This window comes from Enterococcus sp. AZ011 (assembly GCF_050548355.1).
In the GTDB taxonomy this organism is placed as follows: domain Bacteria; phylum Bacillota; class Bacilli; order Lactobacillales; family Enterococcaceae; genus Enterococcus; species Enterococcus faecalis.
In genome coordinates this window covers 2392074-2407057 of sequence record NZ_CP172959.1, presented here as the reverse complement: position 1 = coordinate 2407057, position 14984 = coordinate 2392074, and the positions used below count along the sequence as shown (strand labels likewise).

Annotated in this window: 23 protein-coding genes; 19 read left to right on the top strand and 4 right to left on the bottom strand. The window is 31.9% G+C overall.

Going from position 1 to position 14984, the window contains the following annotated elements; genetic code table 11:
* Positions 1-23 precede the first annotated feature (23 nt).
* Positions 24-1355: an FAD-dependent oxidoreductase gene (locus IGL36_RS11645; RefSeq protein ID WP_174115031.1), complete on the top strand. Its 1332-nt coding sequence runs from the start codon at positions 24-26 to the stop codon at positions 1353-1355.
* 37 nt (positions 1356-1392) lie between these two features.
* On the opposite strand, the gene IGL36_RS11640 is transcribed toward IGL36_RS11645, so the two are convergent.
* Genes IGL36_RS11640 through IGL36_RS11630 form a run of 3 tightly spaced genes read right to left on the bottom strand, consistent with a single transcriptional unit; the run spans position 1393 to position 2800 of the window.
* A complete protein-coding gene (locus tag IGL36_RS11640; protein ID WP_002402309.1) occupies positions 1393-1728 on the bottom strand; it encodes a winged helix-turn-helix transcriptional regulator in 336 nt (111 codons plus the stop codon).
* A gap of 38 nt (positions 1729-1766) precedes the next feature.
* Entirely contained in the window at positions 1767-2420 is a 654-nt protein-coding gene (locus tag IGL36_RS11635; RefSeq protein WP_174112997.1) for an ImmA/IrrE family metallo-endopeptidase, read from the bottom strand.
* Positions 2417-2800: a helix-turn-helix domain-containing protein gene (locus IGL36_RS11630; RefSeq protein ID WP_010824178.1), complete on the bottom strand. Its 384-nt coding sequence runs from the start codon at positions 2798-2800 to the stop codon at positions 2417-2419. Before IGL36_RS11630 ends, IGL36_RS11635 begins: the two co-directional genes overlap by 4 nt.
* A gap of 737 nt (positions 2801-3537) precedes the next feature.
* Between IGL36_RS11630 and IGL36_RS11625 the strand changes: the two genes are divergently transcribed.
* The 3 genes from IGL36_RS11625 to IGL36_RS11615 all read left to right on the top strand — a co-directional run bounded on the left by IGL36_RS11625 (position 3538) and on the right by IGL36_RS11615 (position 4617).
* The gene (locus IGL36_RS11625; RefSeq protein WP_033596700.1) at positions 3538-3789 is read left to right on the top strand and encodes a hypothetical protein; all 252 of its coding nucleotides are present in this window, start codon (positions 3538-3540) and stop codon (positions 3787-3789) included.
* Positions 3790-3874: 85 nt separating this feature from the next.
* Positions 3875-4201 carry a hypothetical protein gene (locus tag IGL36_RS11620; RefSeq protein ID WP_048949394.1) on the top strand — a complete coding sequence of 109 codons (327 nt, stop codon included), beginning with the start codon at positions 3875-3877 and terminating at the stop codon, positions 4199-4201.
* Positions 4201-4617: a DUF961 family protein gene (locus IGL36_RS11615; protein WP_002365225.1), complete on the top strand. Its 417-nt coding sequence runs from the start codon at positions 4201-4203 to the stop codon at positions 4615-4617. Before IGL36_RS11620 ends, IGL36_RS11615 begins: the two co-directional genes overlap by 1 nt.
* Positions 4618-4786: 169 nt before the next feature.
* Here the strand turns inward: IGL36_RS11615 and IGL36_RS11610 are convergent, their stop codons facing one another.
* Complete coding sequence (locus IGL36_RS11610) at positions 4787-4975, bottom strand: hypothetical protein (protein ID WP_002365223.1); 189 nt, start codon at positions 4973-4975, stop codon at positions 4787-4789.
* Between the two features lie 231 nt (positions 4976-5206).
* Between IGL36_RS11610 and IGL36_RS11605 the strand changes: the two genes are divergently transcribed.
* From IGL36_RS11605 to IGL36_RS11535, 15 genes are all read left to right on the top strand, one after another.
* Entirely contained in the window at positions 5207-5431 is a 225-nt protein-coding gene (locus tag IGL36_RS11605; protein ID WP_002365222.1) for a hypothetical protein, read from the top strand.
* Between the two features lie 26 nt (positions 5432-5457).
* On the top strand, positions 5458-5610 hold the full coding sequence (locus tag IGL36_RS11600; RefSeq protein ID WP_002399525.1) for a DUF6906 family protein: 153 nt from the start codon (positions 5458-5460) through the stop codon (positions 5608-5610).
* Positions 5611-5620: 10 nt separating this feature from the next.
* Positions 5621-5860, top strand: coding sequence for a hypothetical protein (locus tag IGL36_RS11595; protein WP_002399524.1), 240 nt, complete (start codon positions 5621-5623; stop codon positions 5858-5860).
* 39 nt (positions 5861-5899) lie between these two features.
* The gene (locus IGL36_RS11590) at positions 5900-6223 is read left to right on the top strand and encodes a hypothetical protein (protein WP_142477232.1); all 324 of its coding nucleotides are present in this window, start codon (positions 5900-5902) and stop codon (positions 6221-6223) included.
* A 59-nt stretch (positions 6224-6282) separates the two neighbouring features.
* Positions 6283-6615 (top strand): nucleotidyltransferase family protein, encoded by a 333-nt coding sequence (locus tag IGL36_RS11585; protein WP_002399122.1) that lies wholly within the window; start codon positions 6283-6285, stop codon positions 6613-6615.
* Positions 6599-6967 (top strand): HepT-like ribonuclease domain-containing protein, encoded by a 369-nt coding sequence (locus IGL36_RS11580; protein ID WP_002365216.1) that lies wholly within the window; start codon positions 6599-6601, stop codon positions 6965-6967. Before IGL36_RS11585 ends, IGL36_RS11580 begins: the two co-directional genes overlap by 17 nt.
* Positions 6968-8476 (top strand): FtsK/SpoIIIE domain-containing protein, encoded by a 1509-nt coding sequence (locus tag IGL36_RS11575; protein ID WP_033640558.1) that lies wholly within the window; start codon positions 6968-6970, stop codon positions 8474-8476.
* 18 nt (positions 8477-8494) lie between these two features.
* Complete coding sequence (locus IGL36_RS11570; RefSeq protein ID WP_002399522.1) at positions 8495-8761, top strand: hypothetical protein; 267 nt, start codon at positions 8495-8497, stop codon at positions 8759-8761.
* On the top strand, positions 8762-9058 hold the full coding sequence (locus IGL36_RS11565; RefSeq protein WP_002365214.1) for a hypothetical protein: 297 nt from the start codon (positions 8762-8764) through the stop codon (positions 9056-9058). It abuts the gene before it with no gap.
* A gap of 21 nt (positions 9059-9079) precedes the next feature.
* Positions 9080-9595 carry a hypothetical protein gene (locus IGL36_RS11560; RefSeq protein WP_048949396.1) on the top strand — a complete coding sequence of 172 codons (516 nt, stop codon included), beginning with the start codon at positions 9080-9082 and terminating at the stop codon, positions 9593-9595.
* A 24-nt stretch (positions 9596-9619) separates the two neighbouring features.
* Positions 9620-10045, top strand: coding sequence for a hypothetical protein (locus IGL36_RS11555; protein WP_002399125.1), 426 nt, complete (start codon positions 9620-9622; stop codon positions 10043-10045).
* Positions 10046-10349: 304 nt separating this feature from the next.
* On the top strand, positions 10350-11633 hold the full coding sequence (locus tag IGL36_RS11550) for a replication initiation factor domain-containing protein (RefSeq protein ID WP_100966732.1): 1284 nt from the start codon (positions 10350-10352) through the stop codon (positions 11631-11633).
* Positions 11634-11710: 77 nt separating this feature from the next.
* A complete protein-coding gene (locus IGL36_RS11545) occupies positions 11711-12325 on the top strand; it encodes a hypothetical protein (protein ID WP_010815398.1) in 615 nt (204 codons plus the stop codon).
* Complete coding sequence (locus IGL36_RS11540; RefSeq protein ID WP_100966731.1) at positions 12325-12891, top strand: hypothetical protein; 567 nt, start codon at positions 12325-12327, stop codon at positions 12889-12891. Before IGL36_RS11545 ends, IGL36_RS11540 begins: the two co-directional genes overlap by 1 nt.
* A gap of 95 nt (positions 12892-12986) precedes the next feature.
* On the top strand, positions 12987-14984 hold the full coding sequence (locus tag IGL36_RS11535; protein WP_174112993.1) for an isopeptide-forming domain-containing fimbrial protein: 1998 nt from the start codon (positions 12987-12989) through the stop codon (positions 14982-14984).

The window sequence follows — 14984 nt, the reverse complement described above, 5'->3', positions numbered from 1 at the left end:
CTTTATGAAAGGAAGTGATTGTTATGAAAAAATATAAGAATGTCATTATCGGTTTTGGAAAGGGAGGGAAAACACTAGCAAAAGAAATTGCTATGCGTGGTGAAGAGGTATTGATGATTGAAGAATCTGAACTAATGTATGGAGGGACATGCATTAATGTAGGATGTATACCTTCAAAATCTTTAATAATTAATGGAGAAAAACATGTAGATATGTCAACGGCGCATTCAATAAAAAATAGTTTGACAAGTAAGTTGAGAGAAAAAAATTACAATAACCTTTTTGAAGAAGAGAATATAACTATTTTAAATGGAAAAGCTAAATTTTTATCAGATAAAATCATACAAATCACTAAGACAGATAATACGAAAATCCAAGTTGAAGGTGAACGTATTTTTATTAATACGGGCTCAAAAGCTATCAAATTACCTATAGATGGGTTAAATAAAAGTAAAAATGTTTTAGATTCTACAACTGCTATGGAACAAGTAATAGCACCAGAAAAAATAGTTATTATAGGTGCTGGTTACATTGGGTTAGAATTTGCATCAATGTTTAATTCTTATGGAAGCAAAGTTAGTATTTTAGATGCTAGCTCTGAATTTTTACCTAGAGAAGATGAAGATATCTCAACATTAATATATAAAGATTTTTTAGATAAGGGAATTGATATTCAGTTAGGCGTATCTATAAACCATATCATAGATAAGGATAATTATACTGAAGTAATATATACTCAAGCTGGTAAAATAAAGAAAGTAGAAGTGTCTAAATTGCTTGTAGCTACAGGTAGAAAACCTAATACAGATACCTTAGGATTAGAAAACACAAATATAAAAACGGATAGTCATGGGGCTATTGTTGTAGATGAATTTTTAAAAACATCTGTGGAAAATATTTGGGCAATAGGCGATGTAAAAGGGGGTCTACAATTTACCTATATTTCTTTAGATGATTATAGAATAATAGTGGATTATCTTTATGGTGACAAAAAGAGAAATACTATGAATAGAGGTAATATACCGTACAGTGTATTTATAACACCACCTTTTTCAAGTGTTGGAATAAAAGAAAAAGAGCTAGAAAAAAGCAAAGTAAACTATAAAGTTTTTAGTTTACCTGTAAAATCTATACCTAAAGCCCATATTATTGATCAGACAGTAGGAATTTTTAAAGTAATAATAGATGCAGAAACTGAAAAGATTTTGGGAGCTTCTTTATATGGTGCAGAATCTCATGAATTAATAAATCTTATTTCGTTGGCAATGGATTTTAATATGGACTATAAAGTATTACGTGATAGAGTGTATACCCATCCTACTATGTCGGAATCTTTAAATGATTTACTAAAATAAAAAATTGAAGTTCATTTCTATAGTTATGAAATGAACTTCAATTTTTTAGATTTGTACAATCTAATTCTCTTTGACCCCATAATTTCATCTGTAAAACAATAGTTGCTAAATCTTTTCCCTTTTCAGACAAATAATAAGTAGACGAAGTAGTATTATTGAAAACTTCTTTTTCATTCTTAACAATTTCATTGTCTTCCAAAAGTTTTAGTTGCTGTTTGATCATTTTTGGAGAACTATTCGGAAGCAATCGGCAAATTTCTCCAAAGCGCATAGATCCTCCGTTTAGGGATTCTATTATTTGGGGAATCCACTTTTTTCCAAGTATATTAGATAAAGCCTCTACAGGGCATTTTTTTTCTACGTTTTTATCCATTATGTAACACTCCTTTTATGAATAATTAAAAATAAAAACTAATTGAAAATAAATCTGTAGATATCAGTTTCTTTATGAAAGTAATAATTGTTAAAAAGTGTATTAGCGTGTGCAAAAGTACAATTATTTACATACATAAGATGCTCGATGAGTCTATTTCTTAATGCAGATTTGCTCATAAAAAAGTATTGTGCAATTTCTTCGAATGAATAAAATTTTTTTAATGCGTAAAATAATGCTTGGTCATTTGCCATTAACATGCTAGCACCGACATTAGCACGATATTCTTTTGGAAAATCTTCCATCAAATAACCATTTTTCAAAAGAATATCAGAAAAAGTATGGGTTGCATTATTAATTTTAGGTATATCTATGTAGTAATGCATAATCTCATGCATTTTAGTGAAATTTTTTCGTTCTAACATTAATTCCTTGTTTGTTGTTATAATGACTTCATTGTCTACTTTAGAAATTGAACCAAGCATCCGCCTTTTAAGTTGTTTTTGAAACGTGTATTCAACAAATTCAACATCTTCAACTTCTTTTACATATTTTTCAATATCAAAGCATTTAACTTGTTCAATATTTTTGGAAGAATAGTAGGATACTTCTTTTATTAATTCGTTTGAAAAATTAAATGCTTCAAAATAGAGTTCTTTACTAATAAAATTCACCAACAACAGTCCAATCAATCTTTTTTGTTACGTTTCTTTTTTTCTTTTGCTTTTTTTATAAGAAAATCTTGAAAATCGATTAATTCTTCTTCTAATTCTTCTATATCTTCTATGTCCATATCAGAAGTATTTAGACGAAAATGAGAAATGATATTTTTCCCAATTTTTTCCTTGTCGTTTAGATGTATTCTTTCCTCTGTTCTACCTAGTAAAAAATCGGTAGATACATCATATAGGGAAGCGATTTTTGATAGCATTTCCGAATCTGGTTCACGTGTTCCGTATTCCCAGTTTGCATAGGTTCCTAAGTTATTTAATCCTAGTTGTTTTGCAACATATGTTTTTGTCCACTCTTTTTCTTCTCTTAAAAGCTGTAGTCTTTTTGCTAATGGTTGCACTGGTTTTACCTCCTCTATAAGTACATTATAAACTTTTTGTGTATAAAATTGAGAAAGTTAAACAAAAAGTGTTGACATTTTATTTCAAAAGGTATATTCTTAATATAAGTTAAACGAAATGTTTAACTCGTCAATTAGATAAACAAAAAAGCGTTCACGAGAAGAAAATGAATTTCTGTTTCGCAAACACTTAAAGTAATACCTAGACAATATTATTTTAAGCGATTTGATGAAATAATACAAGAATGAAATTTTTGTTCGAGGTTATAAGTCTTGTTGAGGTGGTGTGTGCCAGCCGTTGAATGGGGCACAAGGTGGCAGTAGTATCTTTAAATAGAGCCATATTGATGACAGATTAGTGCCGAGCTGTCAGATTATTTCCGATAACCATGTCGTGAGACACGTTGGAAATAGTTGCTGAACTAGATTGAATAAAAAAATCTATGCAAGCTCAATAAAAGGAGGAGAGCTGTACACCGTATATTACAATACTATCTAATGTGCCGTTATGTGATGTAAGAGTCACTAGCCATTGAAGATGATTCTATGTATTGTGATGAACGTAAGAATCTAAAATTGAAATACAATTTAAGTTTTTATTTTTAATCGTGAAAAAGATTTTTTCTAAAAAAAATTCAATCTTAACTTTAGTAAGCACAATTGTATTATTTTAGTTGTACTTTTTTATTTTAAATGAAAGAACAGAATTTGTTATTAAGTGAATAAGGAGGATAAAAATGAAAGAAGAGCTATTACTTTTTGTTGAGAAGTTTGTTGAACGTATGAAACGACAGAAAAAAACTTTTTCTATTTCGGATATAGAAAAGAGCTATAACTTAGAACGTAAGAAGTTAGGTAAGAGTGCGGTTAAGTTAACAAACATGGAACGCTTAACAATTGAAAGTCGATTATTAAAAAATCAGATTTTACAACGAACATATAAAATGACAGGTTATCATGAACCTTGTCAAGTTATGTTTTTTAGCTAGTAAGAAGAATTGCATAAAGAGAGAAAGGCAGTCAGCTGTTGACTGTTTATTTTTGTATAAAAATTAGTGAAAGAAGGAAATTATTTTGGCAAATAGAATTCAAGAAATTGCATTAAGTGATAAAAATTTAGGAAGTAAAATTAAAGCTGTTTATAAAACAGAACGTGATATTTATGTAAATGGGGTACCTGTTCGTGGTCGTGTGTTTACCGCTTCAAGCGAAAAGCAACGTGATTTTGAAATTTTTGTTCCTCATTTGCGAAACTCACAAATGTTGAATGGCCGTGAAGAAGTAAAATTAATTGATCCAGTAGCACGAATCAATGTAAAACGGAATAACATTGGTAATAGCCGCTCAATTGACATGGTAGTTTATGCAAAACGTTTAGAAGTAGTTGGAGGTAATAAATAATGGGATTATCATTTGAAAATAACACGATTGAAAATTTTGATGTAGTAGGAACATTTGGTACGATGAATTTCTTAGAAGTAGTTGCAATTAATGAACGTGATGGTGAAGGAAATGTGACTGACGATGTTCGTGAACAACGAGTAACGGTTTATTCTAGCAAATTAAATGACCAAGTAGAAATTGCGATTGATCCAGATTATGATGTTAGTGGTATCAATTATGATGATGAGATCGAGTTGACTGGAAATGTAACGGCTCGTGGGTGGCTTAATGCTTATAAAGGTTTTAATGACAATGTACAAACAGAACAAGCATTTAAAGTCCGTGCAGTGGGTATTAAAAAAGTAGGAGCTGTTAAACCAGCGCAACCTACTCTACAAAAAGAAAATAAGAATCAAGTAAATGAGCAAAAATAAATGTTAGATTGAGGTAGATTAAATGAGCAAAAGAGAAGAATTAAAAAAATAGGTGATGAATTGTATAAAGTTTTGGCACAAAACAACGTTACCTTTGAACAAGCAAAAGTAACGCTAGATTATCTTTCAATTAAATTAGATTGTGAAATGAAACGAACAATGGTATCTCTTAAGACGTTGTAAAATAGAGAATACTTTTTTCAGGGATGTAGTATTGAATATTAGAACTGATAAACTCTAAAATTGTATCATCAATAATTGATTGGAATTTTTCAATTTTGAGTTTTTGGTTGTTGGTAAGAATAATTGTTACGGATTGCATGTCTATTTCACATGCTTTTTCAATTGTTTTTAGCATTATTATAGGACACCTCCTTTTGTTAATATTTTACCACTGAACCAGAAATTTCTGAAAAAATTAATTGGATGTGGGAATTGAAACGAAAGTAAATATCATATTCGGACGAACGGTGGCACCGTTTAACAGCTGTGAAGGGCATTCTAACGAGTGCCCTTTTTATTATTAATTTGTGTCAACAAGGTTTGTTAATAGACATTAATAATAAAAAATGAGGTGGTTAGTTAAAAGATGAATCGATTAGAGGAATTAATCAAGAACCCAACAAAATTCAATCTATCAAATGAAGCGATTGATTCATTAAGGGAATTATTTGTTACTTTTGAAACGAATCCATTTTTCCCAATGAGTCGATATGATTATGCTCGCAGATACTTAACACAACTATATTTTGCAGGCTTTATTAGTAGTGATTTAGTTCAAAGCATTTTGAGTGAGTTCAAAAAGAGTGGGTAAAGTTAATAAAAAATAGGAGTGATTGGATGAAGCAAGGGAAACGCCCAGTTAGAAAAGAAAAAGAGTTGTTGAAAAGTCGCAGATTGAATGCGAAGAATTGGTTAGTGGAAAGACGTTTGAAGAGTAGTGTTATTTTTCTTCATAAAGAAAGTGGTAATTTGAAAGAGATTTTTTATTAAGAAAGGAAAAATGTTAGTGGAAAAAAATAATGAAAGTACTAAATTATTGCAAAGAAAAATTAGGTATATGTGTGCGGTTGAAGGTGAAATGGAGTTTTATGTGTTACGTCCATTATTTACTGATGATGTTAATGTTCAAGCAGTAGTTATGACATTTCAAGATGTTTATGATAATTCTTTTTTCTATGAAGGTAGTGCAGAGGGATTATATCAAACGATTGTTCGGTGGATTGAAAAGAATATAGCTTAGTAATTAAATGTAAACTGAGAGGGGGTGTCTTGTAAGTTAATGAGTAGTCTGTCGGAAAAAATGGAGCATAAACAAGTAAGGTATCGAGCGTTTTTAGAAAGAAGATTTTATTCATACAGGAGGTGGCAAAGTTTTAATTATTACCGTGACTTGTACTTAAAATTATTTGATGAAACGAGTAATGGTCTTATTCAATTTTTATTACTAGATGATTCTTTTTTTGAAAGTGAACAAGCTGTTTTGAAATTGTTAGATAGTTTTTTGGATCAATTAGTTCGTGCGTACGATTTAAAGTTCCATGAAGATTTTGAAAAGAAAGTGTATTTTGAAGAATATCCATTAGGAATAAGTGAGGTAAATTGATTGTGATGGTTTGATGGCTTATAATGGCTTTAGAATAGACGTTAGAAGAGGTGAGACAAATGGTAATGACAATGAATGAAATTAAAGAGCGTGTGAAGCCAATAGCTGAAAGATACGAAATTCCTGTGATATATGTGTTTGGTTCTTATGCTAGAGATGAAGCGAAGGAATCAAGCGATATTGATTTTTTGGTTGGCACTACTGGTTTGCCAGAAAAATATCGGTGGTCTGTGTATAGTGATTTTTTCGATGAATTGAAGGAAGCCGTTGAACATGAGATCGATTTAGTAGAGCTTGAAGCATTTGAACAACCAATTGATTCAGAATACCAGAAAGAGTTTTACGATACTATGATGAAGGAGAAAGTTAAAGTATTTGAAAGAGAAAAATAGAGATATTCGTGTTCTCAAGGGAACATTGATTTATTGTGAAGATGTAAAATCGGCACTCAATCGTTGTAGCAGAAGCTTTGAAGTTTTCTCTCACGATAGAGTGTTTTTTCATGCAATCAGTATGTCTTGCATGCAGGTAGGAGAACTTGCTAACTCTTTTTCTGAAGGGTTTAAGGAAAGAAATAGTGGTGCGGTTGATTGGCGACAATTAAGGTCAATTAGAAATATTTTTGCACATGCGTATAGTAATATTAATAAACGGACTGTTTGGGAACTTGCAACAGTCTTTTTTCCTGTTTACGAAGAATTTTGTAGACAAGAATTAGCACGATTACAAAAAGAAGGTAGGTAAATGTTTAAAAAATTATTTAGATATAGAGGAAGGCGTATCCGTTATTCTTCAAGAAATTTGTTGGCACTCTATCGAGTGTTATTTTTTATGCCAATTTTTGTTTGTTTAGGCTATTTTGTGGGCTATAAATGGCTTTATCCATTGTATCTCTCAAATCCACCTGATTGGAAAATTTATATTGTGCCAGCGTTAATCATTGTAGGTGTTTCGATAGGTGCAATTGTGCTAATTACATTGCTTGTTAAGGCTTCAATTATCAATTCAGGCTATTTTTCTAAAGTAGAACAACGTCAAGTGTTAGCTCGTATGATTATTGACAATGGCTATTATACGAAGAAACAAGTGAAAAGTTCTGATGGTAAAACAAGAGAAAAAATCAAGTTTCCAAAAATTTATTATAAGTCTGAAAAAAATAGTATTTTCGTTTCATTTGAAACAGCAGGTAATAAGTTTCAAGAAAAATTTGAAACCATTGGTGGTTTTTTGGAAACAGCGTTTCATGCGGATAATTTAAGTCAGACTAGTGAAAAGGGATTTGTAATTTATGAGTTAGCAACTGATGTGTATAGTAAACGTATTTCCATTAGAGATATGCAAGCAGATAAAGGCAAAGTCCAGTTGATGAAAGGGTTATATTGGCATTTCGATAAAGACCCGCATATGTTGATTGGAGGAGGTACAGGTGGTGGTAAAACTTTTACCATTCTTTCTTTAATCTATGCTTTGTGTCGTGTGGGTGAAATAGAAATATGTGACCCAAAAAATTCAGATTTAATGGCACTAGGTAGATTGCCTTTATTTGAAGGAAAAGTTTATACAGGGAAAACGGATATTGTCAATTGTATTAAAAATGCAGTTCAGGAAATGGAAGATCGATTTAAAACTATCAATGAGAGTCCAAAATTTAAAATGGGTAAAAATTATGCCTATTACGGATTAAAACCAAAATTCATTGTCGTAGATGAATTTGCTGCATTTAAAGCAGAATTAGCGAATGACTATGCGACTGATGGTGATGTAGATGAATATTTAACTCAACTTATTTTGAAAGCTCGTCAAGCAGGGATTTTCTTTATTGTTGCAATGCAAAGACCAGATGGCGAGTTTATCAAAACGGCATTAAGAGATCAATTTATGTTTCGTATGTCTGTTGGCCGTTTATCAGAAACTGGTATTTTGATGATTTTCGGTGATGAAAATAAAAATAAAAAGTTTAAATATGTTGAAAAAGTCGATGGATTGAAAGTTTATGGACGTGGTTATGTTGCTTTAGGTGGTTCTGTCGCAAGGGAATTTTATAGCCCACAAGTACCACAAGATTTTGATTTCATTCAGGAATTTATCAAGATTTCTAAAGAGCTAGGATATGAAGATGTTTCAAAAGAAGTGCAAGAAGAAGTATCTCAAAAAATAGCTAAGCATGTAGATAAAGAAGCCCTTGCGGAAATTGATGAAGAGTTAGAAAAAGGTCAAGCAAAGTTAGCTAAGTTAAGTGAAAAATTTGAGTAATGAGGAAGGAGATTTTTATTGGATTCTAGCGAAATAATCAAACGTGTTAGAGAACGAGTGTATGTTGAAGTCAAGAAACGATATAAAAAGCCTGATTTAGATATACGTATTCGTGACATTCTGTATGAACAATCAGAAAGCTATGCAAAATTAGTGAGGTTTTCTAACGGAAAGCGAATAAAGAAATTAGCTGACCCTGTAGAGTTTGAAAAATTTATGGAAAATAGGGGGGCTAAAATTGTTGATGAAGTGATTGTTGGTTTAAATGAAAAAGGAGAAGTATAAATGGAATTTAAAAATAGTAATCAACTTATGGAATATTGGGAAACAAAAGTAAAGGAATTTGAAAAAGAACTTAATAGTGGAATTTCCCAATTGTCAAAAGAAGAGAGACAAGAATCATGTGTTGTTGAAGCAAAAAAATATTTAGAAGAAAAAAGAAAATATGCGAATAATCTTCATGCGTTATTTTATGTTGAAGGTAGTTATCAGAATTCTAATGAAGTAGATAGGAAATTTGATAGAGAATTCTATCCAGCGTTTTATTCGTTTTTAAGTGAAATTGATATTTTGGCTCATTAATAGAAAGGAATAGTGATTGGTATGAATGGTAAATTGACTCTTGAAGAGTTTTATAAAAAAATGTCTTCGGAAATTTATAGAAAAGTGAAATTAAAATACAAGAAAAAAGATTTAGATGATAGGTTTAGTCAGGTATTGCATAATTCGTCTTTTCGTTTTATTTATAGAAAATATCAGAATCGTCCTGATAGTTTACTTACTTATCAGGAAAGTGAAATGGAATTGGATAAAAATTTAGATGGTCTTGTCGATGAAGTATTAAAAGGATTAACAAATGTTCGTCAAATTGATTTTTCGGAATATCTGGAAACTGTCAAACGTGCAACATTTAAACGCTGTTCTGAAAAAACAACAAAGTATTTTTCTAGTCAAGATTTTAATTCTACTTTTAGAGAAGAATGTTTTGACTTTGTGAAGAGTGCTTTTAAAAGAGATTCAGACGGAGAAAGTGTTATTTGCTGTGATGATTTAGATATTTTAATGGAAATAGTAGTGAAGGATTGTGTTGAAAAAGTTATGCGTGTAATTAATAAGTAATGCAGGGGGAGCAGGTGAGTGAATATGTTCTCATTTAAAGAGGTGCTTTTTGAATTAGATAATGCTATTTCTTTGAAAACGTTGAAAAATTGGGCAAATAAAATTGAAAAATTAACAGATGTTCGATTTGTTCGCCAATACGCTAAAAATAAACAGGGTAGAAACTACTCGTATAAAGTTTTTAGTGGGAATCAAATTGAACAATTTAACGAATTAGTTCAATTAAGGAAACAAAATGTACCGTTAGAGCAGGCAATGATTGAGGTGTTCATGTCTGCAGAAGAAAAAGAAAGGCAACAAGTAATCTCCATTGCAAAAAAAGAATTTGAGGAAAATCAAATGTCAGTAAAAGAGCTTGTTGAATATACTAAAGAAGTTTTGACGGAAAATGCAGAGATAAAAAAACGATTGAAGGCATTGGAACTTAAAATGGAAATGTTGGTGAATTAGACTGGCAACCGCTAGGGATTGTTGCGTTCTTTGTAGATGGAATAGGGGCGGCGCCCCAAGGTGCCCGCCCCTATTCCATCGTTAACAAAAGTAGCAACGTATATCCCAAGTGTTGTTAGTCGTGAGGTGGGCTTGTCCCACCTCAAAAGTTTCTACCCCCGTTTTATAACATGGGGGTAGAATTTAACATACCATATAAAAAAGTTACTTAAACGCTATGTCCCACAAGGGATTGAGCGATTTTGTTTTTGTCACATTTTTTGACTAAAGTTGTCACATTTTTTTTGGAAGTAGGTTTAAAGCAGTGAGAGGTGTTGATTTAAAGCGATATAGAAAAGAGCTAAAATTAAAACAGCAAGAATTGGCAAGTAAATTAGGAATTGAGCGTTCGTTAATTTCAAAAATAGAATCTGGAAAACGTGTTATTTCTAAAGAGTTAGAACAAAAGATTATTGATGTGTTGAACTTAGATGGTGGGTATGCTTCGGTAGAAGCAAAAATTGACTTTTTGAGAATACGATTTAAGACATTAGATGTTCGGACAGTTGTTGAAAAGTTGTTGCATATGGATATGAACTGGTTTACTCATGAACCTAGAGGGTTTTATCATTATACTGAAACATTTTCGTATAGCTCTATTCGGATTTTTCGGAATCCAGAAAACGTGAATATGGGAATTATGTTGGACTTGTCTGGCGAAGGTTGTCGTCAATTAGAAGAAATTTTTGAAGAAGACAACAAGCGATCGTGGACAGAATTTTTTCGCTCACTCTATGATGATGATATTTTCGGGCAAGGTGTTTTAGTTGATACAAAAATAACTCGAATTGATATTGCTCTTGATGAATTGATTGTGAAAGAACAAGAAAATTTTGATTTATATGTTTTGAAAGAAAAAATGGAACAAGGGCTTGTGGATACCACTTTTAAGAATTTTGATTTTAGCGGGGGCTTTGCTTATGAAAATAAAAAAATGGTAAATAAAGGTTTGTCTCTTTATTTTGGTAGTCGTCAATCGCCATTGCATTTTAACTTTTACCAAAAAGATTATGAGTTAGCACGAAAAGAAAGTATAAGTGTTGAGGAAGCAAGAGAAAAACATGAAATTAAAAATCGGTACGAAATTCGCCTTTCTGATGAAAAGGCGTTTTTGTTTGTAGAATATTTTCTTTCTAGTGGTGAAACGTTGGATTGGCTAGTCAAGGAAATTATTAATCAATCTTTGACTGTCTATGACATTGAAGATGATATGAAAGTCTATTGCAAAGCTTGGTATGATGTTGTTGATAAATTGGAAGGTTTAAAATTGTCTGTTCAAGGTGAAAAACCGTCTATTGAGAAAACACTTCGGTGGTTATCAAATTATTTAGCCCCTTCATTAAAGATGATTAAAGAAATTGATCATTTGTTAGGAACAAATGAGCTGATGGAACGTATCGATTTAGCAGAATTAAAAGAGAAACATGAAGAAATAATTGAAATGGTCTGTGTTGATGCGAAAGATTTATTGTTTACCACTAATCAAAATAGCAGTGTTCGATCTTATATGGAACAAGAATTTGATTTGGAGGAAGTATATCCATTTTAAAGATTAAGTGGGATATAGATATAATTGATTCGTTATTTTAAATAGATATTAGTTTAGTTGAAAGGAATGTATGAATTATGAGTAGAGAATTTATTGAACGCAATACTAAAGTAGCAATTTCTATTACTGAAAAAATGAAAAAAGGCAAAAATGATCTACAAAAAACAAAAGAAAAAATTGTTCAATTAGATGAACAAGGGGAATTGACTATTCCTTATTTAAAGATTACTTTTGAAAAGCTCTCAGAATCAAATGAAGAGCTTTTAAAAGAAATTTCAAGATATGAATATACTTATGTGGTTCATGAAGCAGAAATGGCGGTTAAAGAGAAAGCAATTTGGGAAGAATTTTTCAGTATAAAAAAATTGTATGATAAAGAGCTTTCAGAATTTGCCAGTTTTAAAGAGAAGTATAAATATTTTGAGCCTAAAAATAGTGAAGAATTAAAAAAACAAGCTCGAGTGTTGCTAGAAAAGAAAGGGTATATTGTTGACAGTCCATTTGAAGGAGATTTTGAAAGATGGATTGGCGTTTATGCTAGACCTAAAGATAAACCAACTTATTTAGATCCAACGGATGGAGAAGAAGCTGGATTACAAGAATTGTACAGTGTAGATGGATTTAAGCAAGACTTTGCAGAATGGTTTGAGTTTGAAGTTGTGGAAGGGAAATTAAAGGAGGACATTTTGTAGTGAAAAAGATTTGGCAATTGGCATGTTTAGAAAATAATTATGATTCACACAGCTCTTATTTTCGGGATATGGTAAGATATTTTTCCTATACACTGTTAGCACTACTTTTATTCTTTTTAGGTTTGTATTTTAACATAGGTTGGGTAAGTGGTTTCTGTTTTGTAGGTTTGATACTTTTACCATATATGGGCTTTTTATCTCGTGATAATTATAGAGAATTTGCACCGAGGGTATGGAAAATAAGAGATGTTCGAGAGTTAGAAGAATTGTATCCTGTAGTTGTTGATAGAGTAAGGGATAGATTACTTTTTTATGAAAAGAAACTCTATTTAAAGGGAGATAGTTTGAAGCATGCAGATTCATTGAAAGAAGGTTTTGTTCTTTCAGAAATTTCTTTAGAAAATGAGTTGATTTTTAATGCTAGTATAGCAAAGAAAAGTTGTATAGTTGTTGAGGAGTATGTATATGAAAATGTAAATTTTAAAGAAGAATTCCAGAATAAAAAGAATCAAGAAGCTCCTGTATTACGCTATATAGTTTATACAAATAACTTTTTAAGTGAATAACTGTGGAAAGGTGAACCAATGAAGAAGATTCGTGGCTCTCCTATTTTTTTATGCAAAATCTAGGAGAAATGAAATAGAACTACAAAAAATTAATAATGAAAAGAGGAAATATTTTGAAGAAAACAACGATTATTCAAGGATTAGCAACAACAATCATTTTAGCAGGCATGGCAATACCAATGATGGTTCAAGCGCAAGAAGGCGGACAAGTTCCACAAACAGTGAGAGCCGATTTTTTCCAACGTTCAAGTGCAAGCTCTAACTCAATCATTAATGCGCCGAATGCTTCTGTGGTAACACCAGATGATGAAGCTGGTTCAAAGTATAGTTTTATTGCAAAGTTTATTAAAGGTGTCACTACGGTTGAAACAGGTGGTGGTGGGTGGACGAATGATGTTTACGTTAATATGCCTCCACAAAAATGGGACGGAAAAATCGGTCTTGATGTAACGAAAACGAAGAAAGGGCAATCGTGGATTCGTTACAATAATGTAGGTACAGCTGATGATGGGACACCAATTGATTTAAAAATTACCATTCAAGACTGGGAACAATATAAAAATGCACAAAATATGGTGTCGAATAATATTGTTGCTTTTAACAATGTTAGTGCGATTGCTACCTATCAAGGTGGTTTCTCATGGGTGAAACAAACATGGACGTACCTAGAACATGGGACAGACAAAGAAAAGCCAGTTTCAGGCTACTATTCATGGATTGATATTGATAATTTACAAGGAATGACGATTGACAAAGATTCGTACAAAGCAATCGATAAATTGTACGTACCAACGAAAGATACAATTGTTAAATATAAAGAAGAAAAAGACGGTGGAAAAACTTTTTATGATTCTGACGATATTCCCTTAGACGATGGTGATAACCGTGGTGATTTTACGTTCTTGTATTCTAATCGTTCTCGATTCGACTTCACATATAGTGAGGACTTCGCGACACGTGAAAAGAATTTAGGGTATCCTTTACCGCCAAAAAATAATAACCAGTATAGTTATTTTGGCTATAGTGCAAAAAAACCAGTTCGGACAGCGCCAATGATTCCTACTAAAACAGTGACAGATAGTGATGAAACAAATGTTGATAAGAATACCTTAGAAGGGTTAGGCGAAGTATATAGCTATACGATTACACATAAAGTTCCTGATGAAATGAAAGAATTTTACTACAGCAACTATGAAATGCAAGACGAACTGATTCCTGAATTGGAACGTGTGTCTGATGTGAAAGTCACGGACGAAGCAGGAAAGGACGTTACCAATAAATTTGAAGCGAAGCATGAAGGCAATTTAGTACGTATGGTTGCAAAGGCTGACGTATTAAAAACAGCGGATTTCTATAATCACGAATACAAATTCAATTTCCAAACAAAAATTCGTGAAGGTGCCAGCTTAGATAAGTACCTTATTGATGGCAAGTTACAAATTCCAAATAAAGCAAAAATTATCCAAAACAACAAAGAAGTCCCAACTGATGAAACAACAACCACTGTCACACCAAAAGACCCGTCTATCGCGAAGAAAATCCTTGAAGGCGATAAAGAAGTGGATTTGACCAGTGCCAAAGTGGGCGATGAAGTGACATTCAAATTAGATGTGCAAGTACCAAACACCAAAGATATGACTTCTTTAGTCATTCAAGATGATTTAGAAGATGTTTTAGAAGCGAATAAAGAAGTGAAAGTTACTCTTTCAGATGGGACAGATATTACGGATCAAGGAAAAATTAGTGTTGATGAAAAAACACAAAAAGTTTCTTGGGCTGCCAATGAACCAAACAAATTAAAAGAAAAACAATTGTTTGTGTACATTAAAGGGAAATTGAAAGACGCAGATTTTTCTCAATATGTCGATGATAAAGGGAATATTATGATTCCAAACGTGGCACAATTGGTGATTAATGATGAACCGACAGATTCTAACAAAGTGAATGTTACAACTCCACAAGAAAAACCAAAAGTATTGCCAAATACTAATATGGATTTTGGAACAAGTGCAGGTGTAGCTACAGTGATTGCAATTTCATTAATTGGTGTGGTCGTAGCAGTGAAACGACAAAAAGATAGCAAAGAGGGCTAA